Source organism: Allobosea sp. P1_A7, from assembly GCF_056406775.1.
Map to the genome: position 1 here is coordinate 21628 of NZ_JBFTZN010000010.1, position 20989 is coordinate 42616.

21 protein-coding genes and 1 pseudogene are annotated in these 20989 nt (G+C 64.6%); 12 read left to right on the forward strand and 10 right to left on the reverse strand.

Going from position 1 to position 20989, the window contains the following annotated elements; all coding sequences use genetic code 11:
- The first annotated feature begins 198 nt into the window (after positions 1-198).
- Genes AC1D34_RS02725 through AC1D34_RS02740 form a run of 4 tightly spaced genes read left to right on the forward strand, consistent with a single transcriptional unit; the run spans position 199 to position 6159 of the window.
- Positions 199-3633, forward strand: a complete 3435-nt coding sequence (locus AC1D34_RS02725; protein WP_441506716.1) for a response regulator — start codon at positions 199-201, stop codon at positions 3631-3633.
- Positions 3630-4469 carry a CheR family methyltransferase gene (locus AC1D34_RS02730; RefSeq protein WP_441506715.1) on the forward strand — a complete coding sequence of 280 codons (840 nt, stop codon included), beginning with the start codon at positions 3630-3632 and terminating at the stop codon, positions 4467-4469. The genes AC1D34_RS02725 and AC1D34_RS02730 overlap by 4 nt, the downstream gene beginning before the upstream one ends.
- Positions 4466-5032: a chemotaxis protein CheB gene (locus tag AC1D34_RS02735; RefSeq protein WP_476823427.1), complete on the forward strand. Its 567-nt coding sequence runs from the start codon at positions 4466-4468 to the stop codon at positions 5030-5032. Before AC1D34_RS02730 ends, AC1D34_RS02735 begins: the two co-directional genes overlap by 4 nt.
- An 8-nt stretch (positions 5033-5040) precedes the next feature.
- Positions 5041-6159 carry a response regulator gene (locus tag AC1D34_RS02740; RefSeq protein ID WP_476823428.1) on the forward strand — a complete coding sequence of 373 codons (1119 nt, stop codon included), beginning with the start codon at positions 5041-5043 and terminating at the stop codon, positions 6157-6159.
- Between the two features lie 47 nt (positions 6160-6206).
- Here the strand turns inward: AC1D34_RS02740 and AC1D34_RS02745 are convergent, their stop codons facing one another.
- Positions 6207-6542 (reverse strand): GIY-YIG nuclease family protein, encoded by a 336-nt coding sequence (locus AC1D34_RS02745; protein ID WP_441506712.1) that lies wholly within the window; start codon positions 6540-6542, stop codon positions 6207-6209.
- Positions 6543-6668: 126 nt separating this feature from the next.
- Here AC1D34_RS02745 and AC1D34_RS02750 point away from each other — a divergent pair.
- Both AC1D34_RS02750 and AC1D34_RS02755 read left to right on the forward strand, forming a co-directional pair.
- Positions 6669-7330: pseudogene (locus AC1D34_RS02750) on the forward strand (DUF2239 family protein).
- Positions 7331-7402: 72 nt separating this feature from the next.
- Complete coding sequence (locus tag AC1D34_RS02755) at positions 7403-8020, forward strand: NUDIX domain-containing protein (RefSeq protein ID WP_441506711.1); 618 nt, start codon at positions 7403-7405, stop codon at positions 8018-8020.
- Between the two features lie 88 nt (positions 8021-8108).
- Here AC1D34_RS02755 and AC1D34_RS02760 read toward each other — a convergent pair whose 3' ends face one another.
- The 7 genes from AC1D34_RS02760 to AC1D34_RS02790 form a co-directional block, all read right to left on the reverse strand.
- Positions 8109-8789 carry an antibiotic biosynthesis monooxygenase family protein gene (locus AC1D34_RS02760; RefSeq protein ID WP_476823429.1) on the reverse strand — a complete coding sequence of 227 codons (681 nt, stop codon included), beginning with the start codon at positions 8787-8789 and terminating at the stop codon, positions 8109-8111.
- A gap of 43 nt (positions 8790-8832) precedes the next feature.
- Positions 8833-9225: a RidA family protein gene (locus tag AC1D34_RS02765; RefSeq protein ID WP_441506709.1), complete on the reverse strand. Its 393-nt coding sequence runs from the start codon at positions 9223-9225 to the stop codon at positions 8833-8835.
- 188 nt (positions 9226-9413) lie between these two features.
- Positions 9414-9599: a hypothetical protein gene (locus tag AC1D34_RS02770; RefSeq protein WP_162767949.1), complete on the reverse strand. Its 186-nt coding sequence runs from the start codon at positions 9597-9599 to the stop codon at positions 9414-9416.
- A gap of 273 nt (positions 9600-9872) precedes the next feature.
- Positions 9873-10625 carry a siderophore-interacting protein gene (locus tag AC1D34_RS02775; protein WP_441506708.1) on the reverse strand — a complete coding sequence of 251 codons (753 nt, stop codon included), beginning with the start codon at positions 10623-10625 and terminating at the stop codon, positions 9873-9875.
- 222 nt (positions 10626-10847) lie between these two features.
- A complete protein-coding gene (locus AC1D34_RS02780) occupies positions 10848-11504 on the reverse strand; it encodes a hypothetical protein (protein WP_441506707.1) in 657 nt (218 codons plus the stop codon).
- 35 nt (positions 11505-11539) lie between these two features.
- Positions 11540-12010, reverse strand: a complete 471-nt coding sequence (locus AC1D34_RS02785; protein ID WP_441506706.1) for a chromate resistance protein ChrB domain-containing protein — start codon at positions 12008-12010, stop codon at positions 11540-11542.
- Complete coding sequence (locus tag AC1D34_RS02790; protein ID WP_441506705.1) at positions 12007-12978, reverse strand: Fe-Mn family superoxide dismutase; 972 nt, start codon at positions 12976-12978, stop codon at positions 12007-12009. The genes AC1D34_RS02785 and AC1D34_RS02790 overlap by 4 nt, the downstream gene beginning before the upstream one ends.
- A 279-nt stretch (positions 12979-13257) precedes the next feature.
- Here AC1D34_RS02790 and AC1D34_RS02795 point away from each other — a divergent pair, with 279 nt between their 5' ends.
- From AC1D34_RS02795 to AC1D34_RS02810, 4 genes are all read left to right on the forward strand, one after another.
- Complete coding sequence (locus AC1D34_RS02795; protein ID WP_476776167.1) at positions 13258-14349, forward strand: Cj0069 family protein; 1092 nt, start codon at positions 13258-13260, stop codon at positions 14347-14349.
- Complete coding sequence (locus AC1D34_RS02800; RefSeq protein WP_441506703.1) at positions 14346-15329, forward strand: chromate resistance protein ChrB domain-containing protein; 984 nt, start codon at positions 14346-14348, stop codon at positions 15327-15329. Before AC1D34_RS02795 ends, AC1D34_RS02800 begins: the two co-directional genes overlap by 4 nt.
- Positions 15330-15345: 16 nt before the next feature.
- On the forward strand, positions 15346-16761 hold the full coding sequence (gene chrA / locus AC1D34_RS02805; RefSeq protein WP_441506702.1) for a chromate efflux transporter: 1416 nt from the start codon (positions 15346-15348) through the stop codon (positions 16759-16761).
- A gap of 101 nt (positions 16762-16862) precedes the next feature.
- A complete protein-coding gene (locus AC1D34_RS02810) occupies positions 16863-17237 on the forward strand; it encodes a hypothetical protein (protein ID WP_441506701.1) in 375 nt (124 codons plus the stop codon).
- A gap of 35 nt (positions 17238-17272) precedes the next feature.
- Here the strand turns inward: AC1D34_RS02810 and AC1D34_RS02815 are convergent, their stop codons facing one another.
- The gene (locus AC1D34_RS02815) at positions 17273-18205 is read right to left on the reverse strand and encodes a MurR/RpiR family transcriptional regulator (protein ID WP_441506700.1); all 933 of its coding nucleotides are present in this window, start codon (positions 18203-18205) and stop codon (positions 17273-17275) included.
- Positions 18202-18960, reverse strand: coding sequence for an HAD-IIA family hydrolase (locus AC1D34_RS02820; RefSeq protein WP_441506699.1), 759 nt, complete (start codon positions 18958-18960; stop codon positions 18202-18204). The genes AC1D34_RS02815 and AC1D34_RS02820 overlap by 4 nt, the downstream gene beginning before the upstream one ends.
- 192 nt (positions 18961-19152) lie before the next feature.
- On the opposite strand from AC1D34_RS02820, the gene AC1D34_RS02825 reads away from it, so the two are divergent.
- Together AC1D34_RS02825 and AC1D34_RS02830 are read left to right on the forward strand one after the other, a co-directional pair.
- Complete coding sequence (locus tag AC1D34_RS02825; protein ID WP_441506698.1) at positions 19153-20076, forward strand: ABC transporter permease; 924 nt, start codon at positions 19153-19155, stop codon at positions 20074-20076.
- A gap of 6 nt (positions 20077-20082) precedes the next feature.
- Positions 20083-20985 (forward strand): ABC transporter permease, encoded by a 903-nt coding sequence (locus tag AC1D34_RS02830; RefSeq protein ID WP_441506697.1) that lies wholly within the window; start codon positions 20083-20085, stop codon positions 20983-20985.
- Positions 20986-20989 lie beyond the last annotated feature (4 nt).

Consider the following 20989-nt stretch of genomic DNA (forward strand, 5'->3'; position numbering starts at 1 on the left):
TTGCACCGAAAACCGCAATCCAGTTTTGAGGCCAACTTTCCAGGGGGCGGGATAGCCAACCGCATGGAGATGGAAGACGACAACGCGCACAGGCAGCGACCGCATATGTCGCGGCCACCGAAATCGTGTCGGGATGGAGACAACCGGGCGGCTCCGCTATGGCGGTCAGCCAGGTCTTGCTGGCTGATGAGAGCATAAATGAAACGAAGCCACCTGCCCGGGGCCTCCAGGCGAACTTTGGGCCTCGAGCCTGTCGTCGCGCTCGGCCTTGCCGGCGCGATCGCATTTTTCCTGATCAGCGGAATCGTAGCCTTTCTCAATCTGCAGGCCCTGCGCAACGGGAGCGAACGGGTCATTCAGACCCATCAGGTCATCGTCGCGCTCGAGCGATTGATGTCCCAGGCGCAAGACGCCGAAACAGGCCAGCGCGGCTTCCTCCTGACAGGCGATGAACGCTATCTCGCCCCCTACAATGCCGCCGTATCGGCGATTCCAGCCCAGCTCGACGAGATCTCGGAGCGAACCCGCGAAAATCCGTCACAGGGCCCGCGGATCGCTGCGCTGAGACGACAGGTCGGCAGCAAACTCGCAGAACTCAAGGAAACGATCGAGCTGCGGCGAGTCCAAGGGATCGACGCCGCGATGGCCGTCGTCAGCTCGGACCGCGGAAAACTGGCCATGGACGCCATCCGCTCGCAGATTGCCGCGATCTCCCAGGAAGAGGGAGAAACGCGCGCGAAGCGCCTCGTTGAAATGGCCGACGCCCAGAAGACCGCGCTGGTGAGCGGCCTCCTTTCAGGGCTGCTCGGGTTACTCCTGACGCTGACCATCGGCTTTCTGGTCCGCAGGGCAACGCTCGCCCGCAGGCAGGAGGAGTGGCTTCAATCAGGCCAGGTCGGCCTGGCCGCCGCCATGATGGGCGATCCGCAGGCCGAGCAGCTCGGAAACAGCATTCTCGCATTTCTGGCGCAGTATCTCGGCGCAGTCGCAGGAGCGCTCTTCGTCGTCGATCGCACGGTTTTCCGGCGCGCAGCGACCTATGGCATTCCCGAGGACGCCCCGATTGTCACGCAGTTCAAGCTGAGGGAAGGCTTGCTGGGCCAGGCGGCGAGCGAGAAGCGGCCCATGCTGATCGGCGAGGTTCCCGACGGCTACCTCGCCTTCGGCTCCGCCCTGGGACAGGACAAGCCGAAACATCTCGTCATCCTGCCCGCCACCGTCGACGGAACCGTCAATGCCGTGATCGAGCTTGGGTTCCTGCGCCCGGTCGACGACGGAGTCATGAAGCTGCTGCAGTTCGCCTCCAACGCGGTGGCGATCGCAGTCCGTTCGGCCAAGTATCGCGGCGAGCTCCAGGACCTGCTCGAGGAGACGCAGCGCCAATCGGAGGAATTGCAGACCCAGAGCGAGGAATTGCGCGTCTCGAACGAGGAACTGGAGGAGCAAGGCCGGGCGCTCAAGGAGTCGCAGATGCGGCTTGAGCAGCAGCAGGCCGAGCTCGAACAGACCAATTCGCAGCTGGAGGAGCAGACCCAGCAGCTGGAGACGCAGCGCGACGATCTGGAACAGGTCAATGCGGCCATGCAGGTCAAGGCGCGGGAGGTGGAGCAGGCGAGCCGCTACAAGTCGGACTTTCTTGCCAACATGTCGCACGAGCTGCGCACGCCGCTCAATTCATCGCTGATCCTGGCCAAGCTCCTGGCGGATAATCCCGACGAGAACCTGAGCGAGGAGCAGGTCAAATATGCCCAGACGATCCAGTCCTCCGGCAATGACCTGCTGAACCTGATCAACGACATCCTCGATCTTTCGAAGATCGAGGCCGGCCATGTGGAGATCAGGCCCGAAACCGTTTCCCTGGAGCGGTTGACCGGCAATCTTCGGCAGCTGTTTCAGCCCGTCGCCCAGGGCAAGACGCTGGATTTTCTGGTCGACGTGGCGGCGGACTGCCCCGCGAGCATCGAAACCGATCCGCAACGGCTGGAACAGGTTCTGAAAAATCTCCTGTCCAACGCCTTCAAGTTCACGGAACGCGGACAGGTCCGCGTCTCGATCCAGCGGGCCGGCGAAGGGCAGATCGCCCTCTCCGTATCGGACACCGGCATCGGCATCGCCGAGGAGCAGCAGCGCAGCGTCTTCGAAGCGTTTCATCAGGCCGATGGCACCATCAGCCGCAAATATGGGGGCACCGGCCTCGGCCTTTCGATCTCGCGACAGCTCGCCCACCTGCTCGGCGGCTCGATCACGCTCAAGAGCCGCGAAAGACAGGGAAGCACCTTCACCATCACCATTCCCGAAATCTATGACCCGGCGAAGGTCGGCCCCCGGGTGGCGCGCGAAACCATTCGCGCCGTGCCCACGCTCGTGAATGCGGAGGCGCCCCGGGCCGCGGTGCAGCCACGCAGGCACAAGGTGGAGGACGACCGCGACGCGCCATCCGATGCCAAGCGCGTCCTGCTCGTGATCGAGGACGACGATTCCTTCGCCGCCATCCTGCGCGATCTCACGCGCGAAATGGGATTCCGTTCGCTGGTCGCGGGAACCGCCGCGGAGGCCCTGGGGCTGGCCCGGGAGTTCATGCCGAGCGCAATCATCCTCGATGTCGGCCTGCCCGACCAGTCCGGCCTTTCCGTGCTGGACCGGCTCAAGAGCGACGTCCAGACCCGCCATATTCCGATTCACATCGTCTCGGCTGGAGATCACGCCGAAACCGCGCTCGCGCTGGGCGCGGTCGGATATGTGCTCAAGCCGGTCAAGCGCGAGCAGCTGGTCGAGGTTTTCGAGAAGCTAGAGAACAAGCTGTCCCCGCGGGTGCATCGCGTCCTCATCGTCGAGGACGACCTGGTGCAACGCGAGGCGGTCGCAAAGCTGCTGACCTCCCATGATGTCGAGACCGTGACCGCAGGGACCGCAGCCGAATGCCTCAAGCTCCTCAAGGAAGAGACATTCGATTGCATGGTGCTCGACCTGTCGCTGCCCGATGCGTCCGGCTATTCGCTGCTGGAGACGCTGAGCCAGGAGAGCGCCTACGCCTTTCCACCGGTCATCGTCTATACCGGCCGGGACCTCTCGGCGGATGACGAGCAGCGGCTCCGCCGCTACTCGAAATCGATCATCATCAAGGGTGCGAAATCGCCCGAGCGCCTGCTCGACGAGGTCAGCCTCTTCCTTCACCAGGTGGTCTCCCAACTGCCGGCCGAGCAGCAGAAGATGATCCGCAAGGCGCGAAGCAGGGATGCCCTGCTCGAGGGGCGGCGCATCCTTGTCGTCGAGGACGACGTGCGCAACGTCTATGCGCTGACCAACATCCTCGAACCCCGGGGGGCGATCGTCGAGATCGCCCGCAACGGCCGCGAGGCCCTGGAGGCGCTCGAACGATCCGAGAAGCAATCCGGCCCCAGGATCGAGCTCGTCCTCATGGACGTGATGATGCCGGTCATGGACGGGCTCACCGCCACGCGCGAGATCCGCAGGAACCCGGACCTGGTCAAGCTGCCGGTCATCGCGCTGACGGCAAAGGCCATGCCCGACGATCAGCAGCGCTGCATCGAGGCAGGGGCCAATGACTACATGGCCAAGCCCCTGGATGTCGAAAAGCTCCTGTCGCTCGTGCGGGTCTGGATGCCGCGATGAAGGAGGCGCTCGCATCCGAGGCGATCGAAGCGATTGAGATACGACTTCTCCTCGAGGCGCTATACTCGCGGTATCATTATGATTTCCGCAATTACGCGATGGCTTCGATCAAGCGCCGCCTCAAGCAGGCGCGGGACCAGCTCGGCTTCGCCAGTTTTTCGGCGTTGCAGGAGAGCCTGCTGCATGACGCGGCCGTTCTGCCGCGGCTTCTCGGATACCTGACGGTTCAGGTCAGCGAGATGTTCCGCGATCCGACCTATTTTCGCGCGATCCGGGAAAAGGTCGTGCCGCATCTGCGGACCTATCCCTCGCTCAAGGTCTGGATCGCCGGCTGCAGCGGCGGCGAGGAGCTCTATTCCCTGGTCATCCTGTTCCGGGAAGAAGGCCTGGAGGACCGCACGCTGTTCTATGCCACCGACATCAACCAGGAGGCGCTCCGTTCGGCCGAGGCTGGCGTCTTCGCCATGGAGCGGGTGCCGCTGTTCACTGAAAATCATCGCCAGTCCGGGGGAAAATCATCCCTGTCCGACTATTATCATGCCGCCTATGGCAGGGTTTCGTTCGACAAGAGTCTGCGCCGCAATGTCGTGTTTTCCGACCATAGCCTGGTGACGGACGCGGTCTTCGCCGAGATGCAGCTGATCTCGTGCCGTAACGTCCTGATCTATTTCGATCGCACCTTCCAGGACCGGGCGCTGGGCCTGTTCAAGGACTCGCTCGCACGAAAGGGCTTCCTCGGGCTCGGCGCCAAGGAGAGCCTGCGCTTCTCCGAGCATGCGGGGGCCTTCACGGATTTCGTACGCGAGGACAAGATCTATCAGAGGCGCGGCGAATGAGCGCGGACCGAGCCGAGGCCGTGGTGATCGGCGCCTCCGCAGGGGCGCTGGAGGCGCTGTCCGTGATCCTTCCCGCACTGCCTGCCGGATTTCGATTGCCGGTGATCGTGGTCGTCCATGTGCCGCCGAACCGGCGCAGCATGCTGGCCGAGCTGTTCGACGCCAAGTGCCGGATTCCTGTTCGCGAGGCCGAAGACAAGGAACCGATCGCGGCCGGCACGATCTATTTCGCCCCGCCCGACTACCATCTCCTGGTCGAGATGGATCGGTGCCTGTCGCTGTCCAGCGACGAACCCGTGCTGTTTTCGCGCCCCTCGATCGATGTCCTGTTCGAAAGCGCGGCCGATGCCTACGGCCCTGCCCTGATCGCCATCGTACTGACTGGCGCCAATCAGGATGGTGCGAACGGGATGCAGGCCATTGTCAAAGCGGGCGGCACCGCGCTCGTTCAAAACCCGACCGGCGCCTYTGCAGCTGCGATGCCCGAAGCGGCCATCGCAGCCTGCCCCAGCGCACACATCATGACACTCGACGCCATCGCGGCGCATTTACAGGAGATTTGAGTTCGATCATGGGTCCTGTCTCATTCCTGCTGGTCGACGACCTCGAGGACAACCTCGTCTCCCTGGAAGGCCTTTTGCGGCGCGAAGGCCTCGTGCTGCTGAAGGCGCGGTCGGGCGACGAGGCGCTTGAACTGCTGCTCGAGAACGACGTCGCGTTGGCACTCGTGGACGTCCAGATGCCGGGCCTGAATGGTTTCGAACTGGCCGAACTGATGCGCGGCAACGAGCGAACCCGACGCATCCCGATCATCTTCGTCACCGCCGGCACCGCCGATGGTCGCCGCCGCTTTCGCGGCTACGAGGCCGGCGCGGTCGATTTCATCCAAAAACCGATCGAGCCCGACATCCTGCGCAGCAAGGCCGAGGTCTTCTTCGAACTGTACCGGCAGCGGCAACAGATCGCGGTACAGCGAGACGAACTGGCGGCGCAGGCCAAGGCCCTAGAAGAGGCCGGGCATCGCAAGGACGCGTTCCTGCTCACCCTGACGCAGGATATCAGCCTGCATGAGCATGCGCGGGCGCAGCAGGACGTGCTTCTGCGCGAGGTCAATCACCGCATCAAGAATCTCTTCAGCCTGACGGCAGGACTGATCTCCCTCAGTGCGAGATCGTCCAGGAACGTCCAGGAACTCGCCGCCGATCTGACATCGCGACTGCAGGCGCTCGRTCGTGCCCACGACCTCACCCTGCCCGACCTGAGCCAGAATGGCGTCTGCGAAGCCGGGACGACGGTTCWCGCCCTGACGCGGGCGATCCTGGCGCCTCACGAGCACAGTCAGGACTCGCGCATCACGGTGACCGGTGCCGACGTGGAGCTCTCCGGTAATGTATTGTCGTCGCTGGCCCTATTGCTGCACGAGTTGACGACGAACGCCGCGAAATATGGCGCCCTGTCCACCCCTGGGGGGCGATTGACCATCGATATCAGCGCCACCGACGGCCTTCTCCATGTGAAATGGGACGAGTGCGGAGCCTCTCCCCAGGCCAGATCCGGGTTGCACGAGGGCTTCGGAGCAACGCTTGAAAAGGCACTGCTGAGGGGCATGAGCGGGGTGATTTCGCGAGAGTGGAAAGACGATGGGCTTTCCCTTTCCCTGCGAATTCCGCTGGCCAAGCTCGCGAGCTGAGGCCCCAGACGCCGAACCGATCGTCCGGGGCGCAGCGCGGATCGCTTTCAGATTGGCTCGGCCTGAAGCGTCTCGGACCAATGGCCCAGCCGATCCTTCAGAACACGATCCAGGCCGGAGACAAGTTTCTCGATATCCACCCGCTCGACGATCTCGAAGGTGAAGCTGTCGGCGCCGTGCTCCCGCCATGCCGCCTGGAGGGAGCGATGCGTGTTGGCTCCCTGGCGAAGCGTGAACGACAGGCGGTTCCAGATCGTGGCGAGATCTGGCGCGCTGCCCGCCCATTGCTGGCCGGTTGTCGCGCAGGCCACGACATAGATGCCGGGAACCGCCTTGCGCAGCTTATAGGCCGCGACGGCTGCTTTCCGCTCCTCAGATTTCACGACCCACTCTCCCCGTTGCGCCAGCTCTCCGGCTATCGCCTGGCCATCGGCACAATTTATATCCGGATTATATTTTCATCAAGATATTTATCCGGGTAATATAAACTCATCATCAGAGAGCCCGTCATCAGTGATTTTCTGTCCAAGTCCTGCACCGCCTTCCAGGGAACGAGCCGCATCGCCGCTGGCCCGCTGATCGATGTCGCGCTGGCCGTGAAGGCGGCGATGGAAGCCGATCCCGCTTCGGCCTTTCTCACCTTCGACGATGCGACCGGCGCCGTGGTCGACCTCAATCTGCGCGGCGAAACCGCGGAGATCGTGGCGCGCCTGGCTGAGCGCGCCGAGGCGGCGGATCGCGCCGCGCGAGCGGTCCCCCGGTCCGAGGCGAGCGACGGGACGCCGGCGCGGGGCCGCGGCCGGCCGAAACTCGGCGTCGTCGCCCGGGAGGTGACATTACTGCCCCCGGCACTGGGACTGGCTGGCGATGCAGCCCGGCGGCGCGTCGCAGGCCTTGCGCAGGCTTGTGGACGACGCGAGACGCGGCGATGGCGGCCGAAGCGAAGCCCGCGCCGCGCAGACGGCGACCTACAGCTTCATCGCGGCAATGGCCGGCGACCTTCCGGGTTTCGAGGAGGCGACGCGCGCCCTGTTCGCCGGGGGATCACGCGCGCTTTGCCGAGCAGAACCGGGCCTGGCCACCGGATATCCGCTCCTATGCGGAAAGCCTGATGAAGACCGGAACTGCGAGGCCGCAACAAGAGGCGCCTGGCGATGCAACCCCATCTTGAACCCAGCCAGGAGGCGGGGCGTGCCTGATCAGGCGATTTCGCGACTGGCTGTCGCGGCAGGGATATAGGGAGATGGCGTCGCTGAGGCTGGCGCGTGGGGATGAGGCAGTGGCGGGTATGTCGGAGGAGATCGAAATGGAGAGCCCGGTTTGCGAGATCACGGCGCTTTCAACCCGCGTCGTCTACCAGAACCGGTGGATGACCGTCAGGGAAGACAAGATCCAACGCAGCGACGGCTCCACGGGCATCTATGGCGTCGTCGAGAAGAGCGACTTCGCACTGGTCATCCCCGTCAATGCCGATGGCTCGCTCTGCCTTGTCGAACAGTACCGATACCCGGTGAAGGGCCGGTTCTGGGAGTTCCCGCAAGGCTCCTGGGAGGGCGTCGCCACGGCCGATCCTCTCGATCTGGCGCGCGGCGAACTCGAGGAGGAGACCGGCCTCCTGGCCAGGGAGATGCACTATGTCGGGCATCTCTTCGAGTGTTACGGCTATTCGACGCAAGGCTGCCATATCTTCATCGCGCGCGATCTGCAGGCGACGGAAACGAAGCTCGATCCCGAGGAGCAGGGGCTGATCAGCCAGGCCTTTGCCCTTGAAGCCGTCATCGCCATGGTGGGAGATGGCCGGATCAAGGACGCGATGAGCATCGCAGCCCTTGGCCTCTGCCGCCTGAAGGGGCTGCTCTGACCCCGGGGCGCCGAGGCGCCATCCGCCGGAGACGCAGCCTGCCGGGCCGCGGCTGCGAGCAGCCGAAGTCGCGACATGGCGCGGCGTCCTATCCGCCACGGCGCCGAGCATCGACCTCGGGATAGTATTGCGGGGCCTCGCGCCGGTCGAACATGCCGTAGTCGCGCACGACACGCACATGGCGCAGCCTCTGTGCTCCGAGCGAGGCCTTGTCCTCAAAGCGCTTCGCCGCCATCTCGTCGCGCCAGGACAGCAGCAGGATCAGGTCTCCCGGCGTCAGCACCGCGTCGAACACATCCCATGACAGCAGGCCATCGGCTTGCGGGAGCAGGCCGAGAGACGCCGCGCACTCGGCCGCGCCGGCCCCCTCGCCGCAATTCCCCGGCCTGGGGCCCGTCACCAGCGTAACGGTCGTCCCCTCGCCGACTTGCGTCTCGTCGAGGCGCTGCTGCCGAAGCGTCTGGCCTTCCGGGATCTGCGTGTCCCGCGTGATCTCGCCGACACGCAGGTGGTAGTCGAGGAAGATGCCGGACCGACCCTTCTCCTGCGCGAAGTGGTGGCGCATCGTCGTGCGCCAGCGCACCACTGCCTTCTCGTCACGCCAGCCCGAGAGCGAGAGCAGCCAGCCCTCGCGGGTCATGCTGCGATAGCGGATATTGTCGACGAACCCGTCCACCGCCTCCAGTTCGGGCCGCAGCGATCTGGCCACGCCGAGATAGGCATCCCATTGCTCCGGCGTAGGATGCACTTCGAAGATCACAGAGAACATCGGCTTCTCCTGGGACCCCGCTCCTGGGACCGCGCTCCTCGCATCACACGGCGGCGATGCAATCCATCTCGATATCGAAGCCGCCATTCCAGGCCGGGACGTTGATGAAGATGCGGGCTGGCGGATCCTTGGGGAAGAAGCGGCGATAGACCTCGTTGACCGCCGGGAACATCTCGACCGAGGTGACGTAGACATTGACCTTCAGGACGTCGTCGAGGGAGGAGCCCGCCGTCTCGACGCAGAGCTTCATCTGCTCCAGGACAAGCTCCGTCTGGCGCTCGATCCCGCCCGTATAGATCTCGCCTGTCTCCGGATCGAATGGCGGCGCGCCGGATACATAGATCGTATCGCCGTGCCTGGTGACCGTCGATGTCGGCGCCTTGTACCTTTCAAGATAGCTCGCRAGGGGCTCGACACGGATGATCTGTCTCTTCACGGCCGCCACTCCCGTTGCGCTATCCGATCGAAAGCGCCGCGGCGGGCATAGGAGGCGCCGGGCACCCCCTATCTCTACTCCCAGGCGACTGCGGCCGTCATTCAGCAGCGCTACGGCCGCGGCCGAAGCGTTGCGGCTTCCTCGCGCGTCGCATCGGAGTGGCATGCGACACAGAAGAAGGAGCGCATCTATTCGGCGCCGCCAATGGCAGTCTTCTCGCCCGGCTTCGGATCCGGTTTGTCGGCAGACCCCGTATCCCTGACCTCTGGATTGATCGAGACCTTGTTCAGGGACTCCTTGTCCGGCGCGCCCTGGATCGACTTCACTTTCTGTTGTTCTTCCGGCGACAGCTTGTTTCCGCGTCCATCACGCATGACGACCTCCTGTTGCTTCTCGCCGGAGAACCGCCGGGAGAGCTGGAGGTTCCTCGTAAACGGACTCCTCGCGGCAAAGAGATTGGCCGGTCGAGCGCGTCATCGGGCCGGCGTCACCTCCCAAACGACCCGATACTCATCCGACAGGGCTGGCGTCCGCCCACCGCTCACGAGATCATCGCGAGCGCTCGATCGTCCCGGCACCGCAAGGCCCGCTTCAATGCTGGATCATCGGCCCTCCCGAAAACCGCAATCCACTGCTCTGGCCGCTGCTCAGCGCGCCCAATAGGCCACCATCTTCTGGCGCTCGGCGCCCGATTGTTTCAGCTCCTCGGACTGGGCGCGCAATGTCCTGACGACGGTTTTCTCGGCCGCAGCCCAGAGATAGGTCCGTCCGTCGTCGAGCGGCTCCGAGGCCAGCAGGTCGGTGAGGCGGCTGCGATCCGTGTCACCATGGGGACAATGGAACCAGGTCGTTGTCGCCAGGGGATGGTCCGGCAAGGGCTGCTCGTGGGTTTCATCCGCCACCTCGATGAAGACCCGGCTCGCGACATGCTCCGGCGTCTGTTCGAGAATCCGCGCGACCGCCGGCAGGCCGGTGGCATCCGAGATCAGGATCTGCCGGTCCAGCGCGTCCGGCCGGGCATAGAGCCCGCGCGGATTGTTGATCACGATCCGCTCGCCGATCTCGGCATCGCGAGCCCAGTCGCTGGCCTTGCCGCCATCATGAACCACGAGGTCGATCTCGAGTTCGCAGCGCGCGCTATCGAAGCTCCGGACCGTATAGGTGGAATAGCGGACGCGCTGGCGCTCTTCCGGGAAGACCCAGCGCCCCTCGGCATCGATCGTCGGCAGGACGAGTTCGCCGGTGCCGGGATCGGGAAAGAACAGGCGGATATATTCGTCCGGGATCCCGGTCGAGCGAAAGCGCGTCAGGCCGCCGCCGGAAAAGGTCAGCCTGATCATGCCAGGCGTCAGGTAGCGGCGCGCGACCAGCGTCGCCTCGTGGAACGGATTTTCCGTCATGGACTCAACTCACCCCGGCGCATCGGACAACCAGCACCGGCGCTTCTTCCACGGAGCGACGCAGCTCGCAAGTGGCTTAGTCTTTGATTTATTTAGACTATCTCTAAACCAGCATGGTTATGGAGCCAGGGTCCGGCAGCCCTGCCGCTATGCCTGGCGGCGCCTGCGGACCCCGCATTGCCATGACCTATGCCGTCGCCGACAGTCGGGGAGCCACGACGCTCATGGCTTGGCTCCAGGCAAGATGGGCTTGATCTCGAGCCAATCGAAATGCGTCACGCTGTCGGCCTTTGTCCAAAGCGCAACGCGCCCCGGCGCACTGATCGAACCGTCGCGAACGTCGATCAGTTGCTTTCCATCGAACGAAACCTGGAAGCGGTTGCCCTCGGCATGCAGGGTCAGGGTGTGCCAGTTCGAAGACGAGACCTTGACCATTGCACCGCGCAACTCCTCGCGCCGGCCATTCAAGACCCGGTAGAAGCGCACATTGTGCTCCAGGGCGTTCGCACGGGCGACATAGTAGTTATCGGCATCGCGGAGCCGGACTGCGATGCCGGCCGCCCGATCGACCGCACCGGATACAGCCCGGAAACGGATCGCGACTTCGACATCCCCAAGGACAACGGGCATGTAGATGGCGAGTGGGAAACGATAGTCCGTCTTGTCCTGGCTGAGTTGCGCCAGAGCTCGGTCGCCCTCGGCGGAAGCATCCATCACGACCGCCCAAGTGCCGGTCGCTCCTCCCCCCGTCCGGGCCGATGTGAACTGCGCAGGCAAGGGTCCCGGCGGCAGGGATCCGAAAGTGATCGTTTCCGCCGAGCCTTGAGCCGATGCCATCGCGAGCGGAATGGCGAGTACCAGACTGCGATAGGACCTCATGGGAGGGCTCCTTCCCAATACCCCCCTTGCGCGCGCTATGCTGCCGTCGGCTTCATCGCCGGCGGCCAACTATGCGTTTCCGCCTTCCGACGCGAAGCCCAGGCATAGAGCGCGTCATAGATGACGAAGCCGTGCTTGAGCACTTCGTGGTCGTCGGGCGTCACGTCCCGTAATCCCATGGAGATCGCCAGCAACCCCGCGGATTGAGGGGTGAGATGGTGCCGATCGGTATCCGCGCCGCGCACGATCGCGGCTATCGTCACGATGGCCGGATCGCGATCGAGGCCGTGCTTAGAGACGAAGGTGTCGAAGCTGCACCCGTCGCCGACATGCGTGTATTCCACACCCGGCACATCATAGGGCGTTGCGCCCGTCTGGGCGGCCACGCTCTTCACTTGATCGGGAGCCACGAACAAGAATTCTGGCTCCTTGTCGATGAAGCGGGCGATCAGCCAGGGGCAGGCAATCCGGTCGATAACCGGGCGTTCGCGAGTGACCCATTTCATGACCTCATCTCCTTCTGGTTCAGCGTGAGAGCAACGGTGGGCGCGCCAATGGCGTGCCATGCGGCGATGCCACCGGAGAGAGTGCTGGCGTCGATGCCGCGCCGTCGCAGTTCGGCGACGGCGTCGCCACTGACCTGGAACCCGTAGACGCAATAGACGACCACCGGCTTGTCCTTCGGCAGCTCCTCGGCCCAGTCGGCAATCGCCTCTGGTGCCCGGATCAGAGCGCCCGGCACCATGTCGCTGCGCTTCGCCAGATCCTCGGCGAGGCAGACGTCGAGCACGACAAGATCGTCGCCGCGGGCGATGCGGCCCCGCAGATCTTCCGGAGCGACGGCATGAGCTTTGGTTGAGACCGGCCTCGCCCAGCCCGCCTGTTGGGCGACGATGCGCCCATGACGGGCAGCAACCCGCTCCCAATGGATGTTCTTCATGAATGCGTCGACATAGGCGCCGGCCCTCGCGCCGAAATCGAGGTGATAGGCGTGCTCGTACATGTCGAGCGCCAGGATGGGCACGCCGCCGGCAAGACAGTTCGTGTGGTCAGCCGCCCATTGGATCGTCAGCCGATCATGGCGTTCCGACCAGGTGAGCAGAGTCCAGCCCGAGCCGCCGGCCTGTGCCTTGGCGCAGGCCGTGAACTGGGCCCGCCACGCGCTGACGCTTCCGAAGTCGCGTTCCAGCGCAGCGGCAAGACCGCCGCCGGCATCGCCCGAACCTCCGAGTCCGTCGAAATAGATCTCGTGCAGGATCGCCGAGTTGGCGGCGACCAACTCCTCCCGCTTCAACCCATTGATGTCGAAGACCGGCGCTGCGCCCCAATCGAGCGCATCAAGCCGGCTCTCGATCGCATTCAGGCGGCGAACCGCGCCGCCGTAGTTGTTCTCATAGTGGCTCGCGAGCAGGCGCTCCGACAGGCCTTCGAGCCGGGGCGGTTTGAATGGCAGCGGCATGATGTGATGCGGCATGGCGTCCTCGTTCGGCAGCACGGCGCGTCCGTGAGAGGCCGAAGGCTACGCTTGAATGAAAATTGATACAACTGTTGCATTTAATAATTCCGATGATACGGTACGCTCATGAATGATGGGGAGTCTGGGGCAGAGCATTGCTGGTTGGCCTGATTCATCTGCCGGCGGCCGTTTCCCGAGGAAACCCGGCGTCAGCAGAAGGCATCGGAGCGGTCGCGGACAAGCTTGAAGCGTCCCCAGAGGACGTGTGCCCCGGAGGAAACGAGAGGGAAAATGGCGATGCCTGGAGTGGCAGTGGTCTGGCGCGGTGACCGCGAGGGGCGACGCGCGGCGACATCCCAGAACAACCGCTTTCATCGCGTGTTCGAGGAACTCGCCGCGATTGGCATTCACGCGGAACCGGCGGTCTTCGATGAGGAATTCGCGGACGAGGTCCGCGATCAACTCCTGAGGGTGGACGGCGTGCTCGTTTGGGTCGATCCGATCCATGACGGGAGGACACGCGCAGTGCTCGACCCGATACTGCGCGACGTCGCAACACGCGGCCCCTGGGTGAGTGCGCATCCCGACGTCATTCTCAAAATGGGTGTGAAGCAGGTCCTGCATCGCACGAAGCATCTCGGATGGGGCACCGACACCCATCTCTACGGATCCTACGCGGCGTTTCGCGAGGCATTCCCTGAGCAGCTGCGAACGGCCGGTCCGCGGGTGCTGAAGCAGAATCGCGGCAACGGGGGCCAGGGTGTGTGGAAGGTCGAACGGATCGATCCGCTTCCCGGTGCAGCGGCGGCGGTTCGGGTGTTGCATGCGCGACGCGGCAGCGTGCCGGAAGAGCTCCCGTTGGAGGACTTCATGGCGCGTTGCGAGGCGTATTTCGCGCCCGGTGGCTGCATCGTGGATCAGCCGTTCCAACCCCGGCTGCCGGACGGCATGATCCGTTGCTACATGGGTGGCGACAAGGTCGTGGGCTTCGGCCACCAGTTCATCAAGGCGCTGATCCCACCCCCGCCCGAAGGACCGGACTCAGAAGCGGCACAGCCAGGTCCCCGGATCATGCATCCCGCCTCGGCAGAGCCGTTTCAGACCCTGAGGATCAGGATGGAGGCTGACTGGACGCCGCAGATGATGGCGGTGCTCGGTATCGAGCCCGGTTCCTTGCCGATCATCTGGGATGCCGACTTCCTCTATGGACCGCGCACGGCGTCGGGAGAAGACAGCTATGTGCTCTGCGAGATCAATGTGAGCTCCGTCTTCGCCATCCCGGACCAGGCACCGGCTGAAATTGCCCGCCTCGTTGCTGCGCGATTATCGATCAGCTCCAACCCGAGCGTCCGGCAGAGCCCAGGAGCTGCGCTGACGGTGAATTCATGAGCGACGATGAAACCGGGACAGAGCAGCGCTGGCTGCTTCTGATCCATCAACTGCCGACCAAGCCAGCCTATTTTCGGGTGAAAATCTGGCGGCGGCTGCAAGGTATCGGTGCGGTCGCGGTCAAGAGCACAGTCTATGCGCTGCCGGCCAATGCCGAGACGCAGGAGGATTTCGAGTGGCTCTTGAAGGAGATCATCGACGGCGGCGGCGAAGCGATGGTGTGCGAGGCGCGCCTCATCGATGGCCTGTCGGACGCACAGGTCAGAGCCTTGTTCGATGCTGCGCGTGACAGCGACTACGCGGACATCGCCAAGGACGCCCGCGATCTCAGCGCTGGCCTCGACGCCGAAGCGAGTGCGGAGAAGCGCGCGGACGCTCGCACGCAGCTCGGTCGCATGCGCAAGCGCCTCGCCGAACTCGTATCGATCGACTTCTTCGGTGCCACCGGCCGCCTTGCCGTCGAAGGATTGCTCGCCGAGCTCGAAGCCCGGGTCACGGAGGAGAAGGTCATGAGCAAGCACCCACCAAAGGGGGCAGACCCCATTGCCGAGCTCAAGGGGCGAACCTGGGTGACGCGCCGCGACGTGTATGTCGATCGCATCGCCTGCAGTTGGCTGATCCGTCGCTTCATCGACCCCGATGCCGTCATCCGCTTCGTGGCGGGCAAGGGCTATGTCCCAAAACCGGGCGAGCTGCGCTTTGACATGTTCGAAGGCGAGATCACTCATGAGGGCGATCGCTGCAGCTTCGAAGTGCTGCTGACCCGTGCCGGCATAGCCGATCCGGCACTGCAGGCCATCGCCGAGATCGTCCACGATATCGATCTCAAGGACAGCAAGTTCGGCCGCGAGGAAACGACAGGCATATCCAGCCTGATCGCCGGCGTCGCCATGGCGAACGCGGGCGATGAGGAGCGGATCGCGCAGGGCGCTGCCGTCTTCGACAACCTCTACCAGTATTTCCGCTCCAAACGCGGATGATCGGAAGGACCGGGCCATGGCCAATCTGGACAGCTATGTCGCGACGCCGGCCTCGAAGAGCGACAGGCCGGATCATGGCATTTCCTTCGGGGAAGCGGTGCGGGTCTGGGTGCGTGTGGCCGCCTTGAGTTTTGGCGGCCCGGCCGGGCAGATCGCGGTGATGCACCGGATCCTTGTCGAGGAGAAGCGCTGGATCGGCGAGACCCGGTTCCTGCATGCGCTCAACTATTGCACGCTGCTGCCCGGCCCCGAGGCGCAGCAATTGGCGATCTATATCGGCTGGCTCCTGCACAAGACCAAGGGCGGGCTGGTCGCCGGAATCCTGTTCGTGTTGCCGGGTGCGATCGCCATCATGGCGCTGAGCTGGATCTACGCGATCTTCGGCAATGTCGGAGCGGTCCAGGCGCTTTTCTTCGGCCTGAAGGCGGCGGTCCTCGCCATCGTGCTCGAGGCGGTCTCCCGGATCGGGCGACGCGCGCTCAAGAACAACGTCCTGATCGGGCTCGCCGCCGCGGCCTTTGTCGCGCTCTTCTTCTTTCAAGCGCCGTTTCCACTGGTCATTCTGGCCGCAGGGCTGATTGGCTATATCGGCGGACGCGCAGGCTTCATAGCGTTCCTGACGGGCAACGGGCACGGCAAGCTCGGCGGCACGCAGGTCGCGGATGCCGATACGGCGCTCGGCGACGAGGTTCCGGCTCACGCTCGCCCGCCACTCAGCTGGTCGCTGAAGGTCGCCGGGGTTGGTCTGCTTCTGTGGATTCTGCCGGTTCTCGGACTGCTGGCCCTATTGGGGCCAGGCAATGTCTTCGCTGACATTGCGGTCTTCTTTTCCAAGATGGCGATGGTGACATTCGGCGGCGCCTACGCAGTGCTCGCCTATGTCGCGCAGCAGGCAGTCGAGCACTTTGGCTGGCTGAAGCCAGGCGAAATGTTGGACGGGCTCGGCATGGCCGAGACGACACCCGGTCCGCTGATCATGGTCACCCAGTTTGTGGGCTTCATGGGGGCCTATCGGGCACCGGGTTCGCTTCATCCCCTCCTTGCCGGCACGCTCGGGGGCCTGCTCACCACCTGGGTGACCTTCGTCCCCTGCTTTCTCTGGATCTTCCTCGGCGCGCCCTTCATGGAGACGATGCGCAGCAACAAAGCCCTGTCCGCCGCCTTGTCGGCGATCACCGCGGCTGTCGTGGGCGTCATTCTCAATCTCGCGATCTGGTTTGCGCTCCACGTGCTGTTTTCAGAGCTGCGCGAGGTTCATGGGCTTGGCGTGACACTCGACGTGCCTGTGCTCAGCTCCGTCAACATCCCGTCTCTGATTCTGACAATTGGCGCGCTGTTGGCGGTGTTTCGCTTCAAGGTCGGCATGATCGGGGTGCTGGCGGCATGCTCCGTCCTTGGGGTCCTCTTTGGATTCGTCACGGGATCGATCTAGCGGGCGGCCACGCACCTGTTCGCGGCCGACGCGGTCCTGGCGTTTGGAGCCTAGGCTGCAGGCGGCCGGCAGCTCACGCGCCACCGGAGATCTTGAAGCGCATGAGAAGATGGGCCCTCCCCCTGTTCGCACTGGCAGCCGCCGGACAGATCTCGACGACATGGGCGCAGCATCGCCCCGAGCTGAAAGGCTTCAGGCGCATTCACGGCACAGCGATCGAGCGCTTGATGTCGGGGAAGGAATTCAGTGACGGCGTGCACTGGCGTTACAGCTTCCAGCCCGGCGGCAACCTCACGGAATACGCGATGAGCCGCCGGCAGGATCTCCGCTGGTTCGTCAAGGGCGACGCGCTCTGCTGGCAATCAGCGCGGGGCGAGGACTGCTTCGAAGCCTGGACATCGAGCACAACATTGCAGCTTCAACCGCAAGGGCTGGGTGTGCCCTATGAGGGCAGGCTGTCGCGGCAAACGCGATAGGTCCGCTACTGGGATGAGGTTCCCCTGCCCCCGGCTCAGAAGCGCTTGCTCGACAGGACGTCGAAGGTCTTGCCGATCGTCGCCAGGGCCTTGTCGTAATCGGCGAGCGACACACAGGCGATCAGCGCGTCGATGATGGCAAGCTGTGCGATCCGGCTCGTCATCGCCTCGGTGCGGAACTGCGTTTCGCGCGCCATCGTGTGCAGCACGATATCGGCATGGGCGAGCAGCGGCGACTTGCCGAAATTGGTGATRCAGATCGTCGTCGCGCCGGCTTCCTTGGCAAGTTTCGTGGCTGCAACCGTCTCGAGCGTGCTGCCGGAATGGGAGATGGTGATCACCGCCACGTCAGGCCCGGTCAACGAGGCGCTGATGGCCTGGACATGGGAATCGACCACGACCTTCGCCTCGATGCCGATGCGCAGCAGGCGGTAATTGGCATCCTCGGCGATCGGGGCCGCGCTGCCGATGCCGTAGAGCTCGACGCGGCGCGCCTTCAGGATCGCGGCGACCGCGGCCTCCATCGCCGTGGTGTCGAGCACCTTCATGGTGTCGTGCAGGGCCTGGAGATCGCTGCGGAAGATCTTTTCGATCACCGCACCGGTGTCGTCGGAACGGGCCAGATCCTCGTGGATGAACTGAACCGGTTGCACCAGATCGCGCGCCAGCGCGATCTTGACCTGCTGGAAGCCCCGCGCGCCGAGCTGCTGGCAGAGCGAGATGACGCTGCCTTCGCTCGCGCCGGTGCGCTCGGCCACTTCGGTGACCGACATATGCACCACCTCGGCGGCATGGGTCATGAAGAAATCGGCGATGCGGGCAGCTTTGGGCGGCAGGTTGGCGCGCAGCGCCTGYAGGCGTTCGAGCGCCCCCTCGAGACCGGGCGTGCCGGTGCCCTTGCGCCTTTCGGTGCCTGGTTCGCCGGGGGCGGCCTCGGCCGATCCGGGATTGCGATTCGACGCCGTCATGCCGGGAAGGCCAGCATGTCGGCCGAGACACGACAAGGCGCATTCGCCGCGATGGCGGGGAAGACCCCGTCGCGAAGCTCGAAATAGCGCAGGCCGAGGCGCCGTGCGCCCTCACCATCGGTCGCCGGGTTGTCGCCAACCATCAGCACCGCATTCCTGGACAGCCCGAGCAGCGCCAGGCCGGCCTCGAACAAGGCGGGTTCCGGCTTGCCGATGATGCGGTACGGCACGGGGCCAGTGCAGGCGAGCAGCGCCGCCAGCAATGCACCGGTCTCCGGCACCACCGCGCCATCCGGGCCGGGATGGACGAGATCGGGATTGGCAGCGACGAGCTCGGCGCCGCCGCGTACCGCATTGGCTGCAAGCATCAGGCGTTCATAGGAAAAATGCCGGTCGCGTCCGAGAAAGACGATGTCCGGCCGCTCCTGCACCGGGACAAGGCCGCGGTCGCGGGCATGGATCATCAGGCTCTTGCTGGCCATCATGGAGATGCGGGCCCGGGGCTGCCGGCGCGCGATTTCGTCAAGCGCGGTCGAGCCGGCGAGAACGATCCGGCGCGGCGCGATGGTCAGGCCGAGACGCTTCAGGGCACGCGACAATTCGAGCGGCGTATGCTCGGCATCGTTGGAGACGATGACGAAACGGCCGTCCAGGCTTTCGAGAAAGGCATTTGCGCCGGGAAGCATCTGCCGGCCGCGCACCAGGGTGCCGTCGAGATCGACGAGACACCCCTGAATGCCGTGAAACGACCCCATCGCGCGAATCCAAACCCTGTCAGCAAGTGAGGCTCGTCCATGAACTGAGATAAACTCAGTGTCAAATTCAATATCGAATGAGATTATTTCATCATCCTGTCATGAAGCACAGCCTAGAACGAGCCCGTCGCAGCACGGGCCACGACTGAGCCGGCATGCAGGGCGACGTCCGGCGGCTCCAGGGGGGAAGACATGCTTGAATTCCTCGCAGGCCGGCTGCTGCGCATGGGCATCACGCTTTGGGTGATCACCTCGGTCGTCTTCCTCGCCACGCGCCTGACGGGCAACCCGATCGACTTCCTGATGCCGGAAGGGCTGGATGCCGCCTCGCGCCGCGAGATGATTGCCTATTGGGGGCTCGATCGTTCCGTCGCCGAGCAGTACTGGCTGTTCTGGCGCTCGCTTCTTTCAGGCGATTTCGGCCTCGGACTGATGGAGCGCCGGCCGGTCGCGACGATCTTCACCGAACGGCTCTGGCAGAGCGCCTCGCTCCTGGTCGCGACCCTGGCGCTGACGATCTGCATCGGCGTGCCGGCCGGTATCCTGGCTGCCGTCTGGCGCGGCCAGGGGCGCGGCAGCGCCGTGCTCTTCACGGCCTTTTTCGGCTACGCCATCCCGAATTTCGTGCTCGCCATCCTGCTGCTGCTGGTCTTCTCCTACACGCTGCACTGGCTGCCCAGCGCCGGCTCGGCCACACTCGCGCATTACGTCATGCCGACGGTCGCGCTCTCGGCCTATTTCGTCGCGGCGCTGGTCCGCTACACCCGCAACGCCATGCTCGACGTCCTCTCGCAGGACTATATGCGCACGGCCCGGGCCAAGGGGCTCGCCGAGAGCAGCATCATTCTCCATCACGGCCTGCGCAACGCGTTGATCCCGGTCATCACGGTGCTCGGCCTGCAGATCACCACGCTCGTCTCGGGAGCGGTGGTGGTCGAGACCGTCTTCGCCTGGAACGGCGTCGGCGACCTGCTGGTCGGCGCGACGCTGCGCCGCGACTATCCCGTCCTGCAATTCGGCGTCCTCGTCGTCGCCTCCGCCGTCATCGTCGTCAACCTGCTGGTCGATCTCGCCTATGCGCTGGTCGATCCGCGCGTGCGCCTGGCTGGAGCCTGAGCGGTCATGACCGATACCCTCGACGTCAAGATCGTGCTTGCCCCGCAGCACAAGCCGCGCCGGCGCTTCGCGCGTCCGGCCGGCATGAACGCCCTGGTCGTCGCGGCCGCGCTTCTGGCGCTCGTGCTCGTCCTCCTGGCGGTGCTCGCGCCCGTGCTTGCGCCCTTCGACCCCGACCAGCAGAAACTGCTGGCGCGGCTGCGGCCCCCGCTCGGTTTCGAGCGCGCCAATCCGGCGCATTGGCTCGGCACCGATCAACTCGGCCGCGATCTGCTCTCGCGCTGTCTGTACGGCCTCAGGCTGACGCTGGCGCTCGCGCTGTTTGGAACGCTGATCGGGCTCGTCATCGGCGTCGCGCTCGGGCTCGTCGCCGGGCAACTCGGAGGCCGGGTCGATGCGCTGGTCATGGGGCTCGTCGACATCAAGCTGTCACTGCCCTTCACGCTCGTCGCGCTGCTCGTGGTTGCGCTGGCGGGAACCGATGTCGCGGTGCTGATCGGCGTGCTCGGCATCGCCTATTGGGCCCATTTCACCAGGCTTGTGCGCGCCCAGGTCCTCGGCCTGCGGGAAATGCCCTTCATCGAGGCGGCCCGAGCCGCCGGAGCGACCCGCTGGCACATCGCGACCGTCCACATGATCCCCAATATCGTCTCGCCGGTCGTGGTGATGGCGAGCCTGAACTTCTCGAACCTGATCCTGCTGGAATCCGCCCTCTCCTTCCTCGGGCTCGGCGTCCAGCCCCCCACTGCCACGCTCGGCTCCATGGTCGGCCAGGGGCGCGACTACATGGCCTCCGCACCCTGGATCGTGGTGGTGCCGGCTGCGGCGATCGTGCTCGTGAGCCTCGCCGCCATGCTGCTCGGCGATTTCCTGCGCGACCATTTCGACGTGCGCCTGCGCGAACGCTGACGCG

What these genes read in the sequence shown, in the direction of transcription:
- AC1D34_RS02725 (WP_441506716.1), top strand. Translation starts at nt 199, where the DNA reads ATGAAACGAAGCCACCTGCCCGGGGCCTCCAGGCGAACTTTGGGCCTC.
- AC1D34_RS02730 (WP_441506715.1), top strand. Translation starts at nt 3,630, where the DNA reads ATGAAGGAGGCGCTCGCATCCGAGGCGATCGAAGCGATTGAGATACGA.
- AC1D34_RS02755 (WP_441506711.1), top strand. Translation starts at nt 7,403, where the DNA reads ATGGCGTCGCTGAGGCTGGCGCGTGGGGATGAGGCAGTGGCGGGTATG.
- AC1D34_RS02760 (WP_476823429.1), bottom strand. Translation starts at nt 8,789, where the DNA reads ATGTTCTCTGTGATCTTCGAAGTGCATCCTACGCCGGAGCAATGGGAT.
- AC1D34_RS02770 (WP_162767949.1), bottom strand. Translation starts at nt 9,599, where the DNA reads ATGCGTGATGGACGCGGAAACAAGCTGTCGCCGGAAGAACAACAGAAA.
- AC1D34_RS02775 (WP_441506708.1), bottom strand. Translation starts at nt 10,625, where the DNA reads ATGACGGAAAATCCGTTCCACGAGGCGACGCTGGTCGCGCGCCGCTAC.
- AC1D34_RS02780 (WP_441506707.1), bottom strand. Translation starts at nt 11,504, where the DNA reads ATGAGGTCCTATCGCAGTCTGGTACTCGCCATTCCGCTCGCGATGGCA.
- AC1D34_RS02785 (WP_441506706.1), bottom strand. Translation starts at nt 12,010, where the DNA reads ATGAAATGGGTCACTCGCGAACGCCCGGTTATCGACCGGATTGCCTGC.
- AC1D34_RS02790 (WP_441506705.1), bottom strand. Translation starts at nt 12,978, where the DNA reads ATGCCGCATCACATCATGCCGCTGCCATTCAAACCGCCCCGGCTCGAA.
- AC1D34_RS02795 (WP_476776167.1), top strand. Translation starts at nt 13,258, where the DNA reads ATGCCTGGAGTGGCAGTGGTCTGGCGCGGTGACCGCGAGGGGCGACGC.
- AC1D34_RS02800 (WP_441506703.1), top strand. Translation starts at nt 14,346, where the DNA reads ATGAGCGACGATGAAACCGGGACAGAGCAGCGCTGGCTGCTTCTGATC.
- chrA (WP_441506702.1), top strand. Translation starts at nt 15,346, where the DNA reads ATGGCCAATCTGGACAGCTATGTCGCGACGCCGGCCTCGAAGAGCGAC.
- AC1D34_RS02810 (WP_441506701.1), top strand. Translation starts at nt 16,863, where the DNA reads ATGAGAAGATGGGCCCTCCCCCTGTTCGCACTGGCAGCCGCCGGACAG.
- AC1D34_RS02820 (WP_441506699.1), bottom strand. Translation starts at nt 18,960, where the DNA reads ATGGGGTCGTTTCACGGCATTCAGGGGTGTCTCGTCGATCTCGACGGC.
- AC1D34_RS02825 (WP_441506698.1), top strand. Translation starts at nt 19,153, where the DNA reads ATGCTTGAATTCCTCGCAGGCCGGCTGCTGCGCATGGGCATCACGCTT.
- AC1D34_RS02830 (WP_441506697.1), top strand. Translation starts at nt 20,083, where the DNA reads ATGACCGATACCCTCGACGTCAAGATCGTGCTTGCCCCGCAGCACAAG.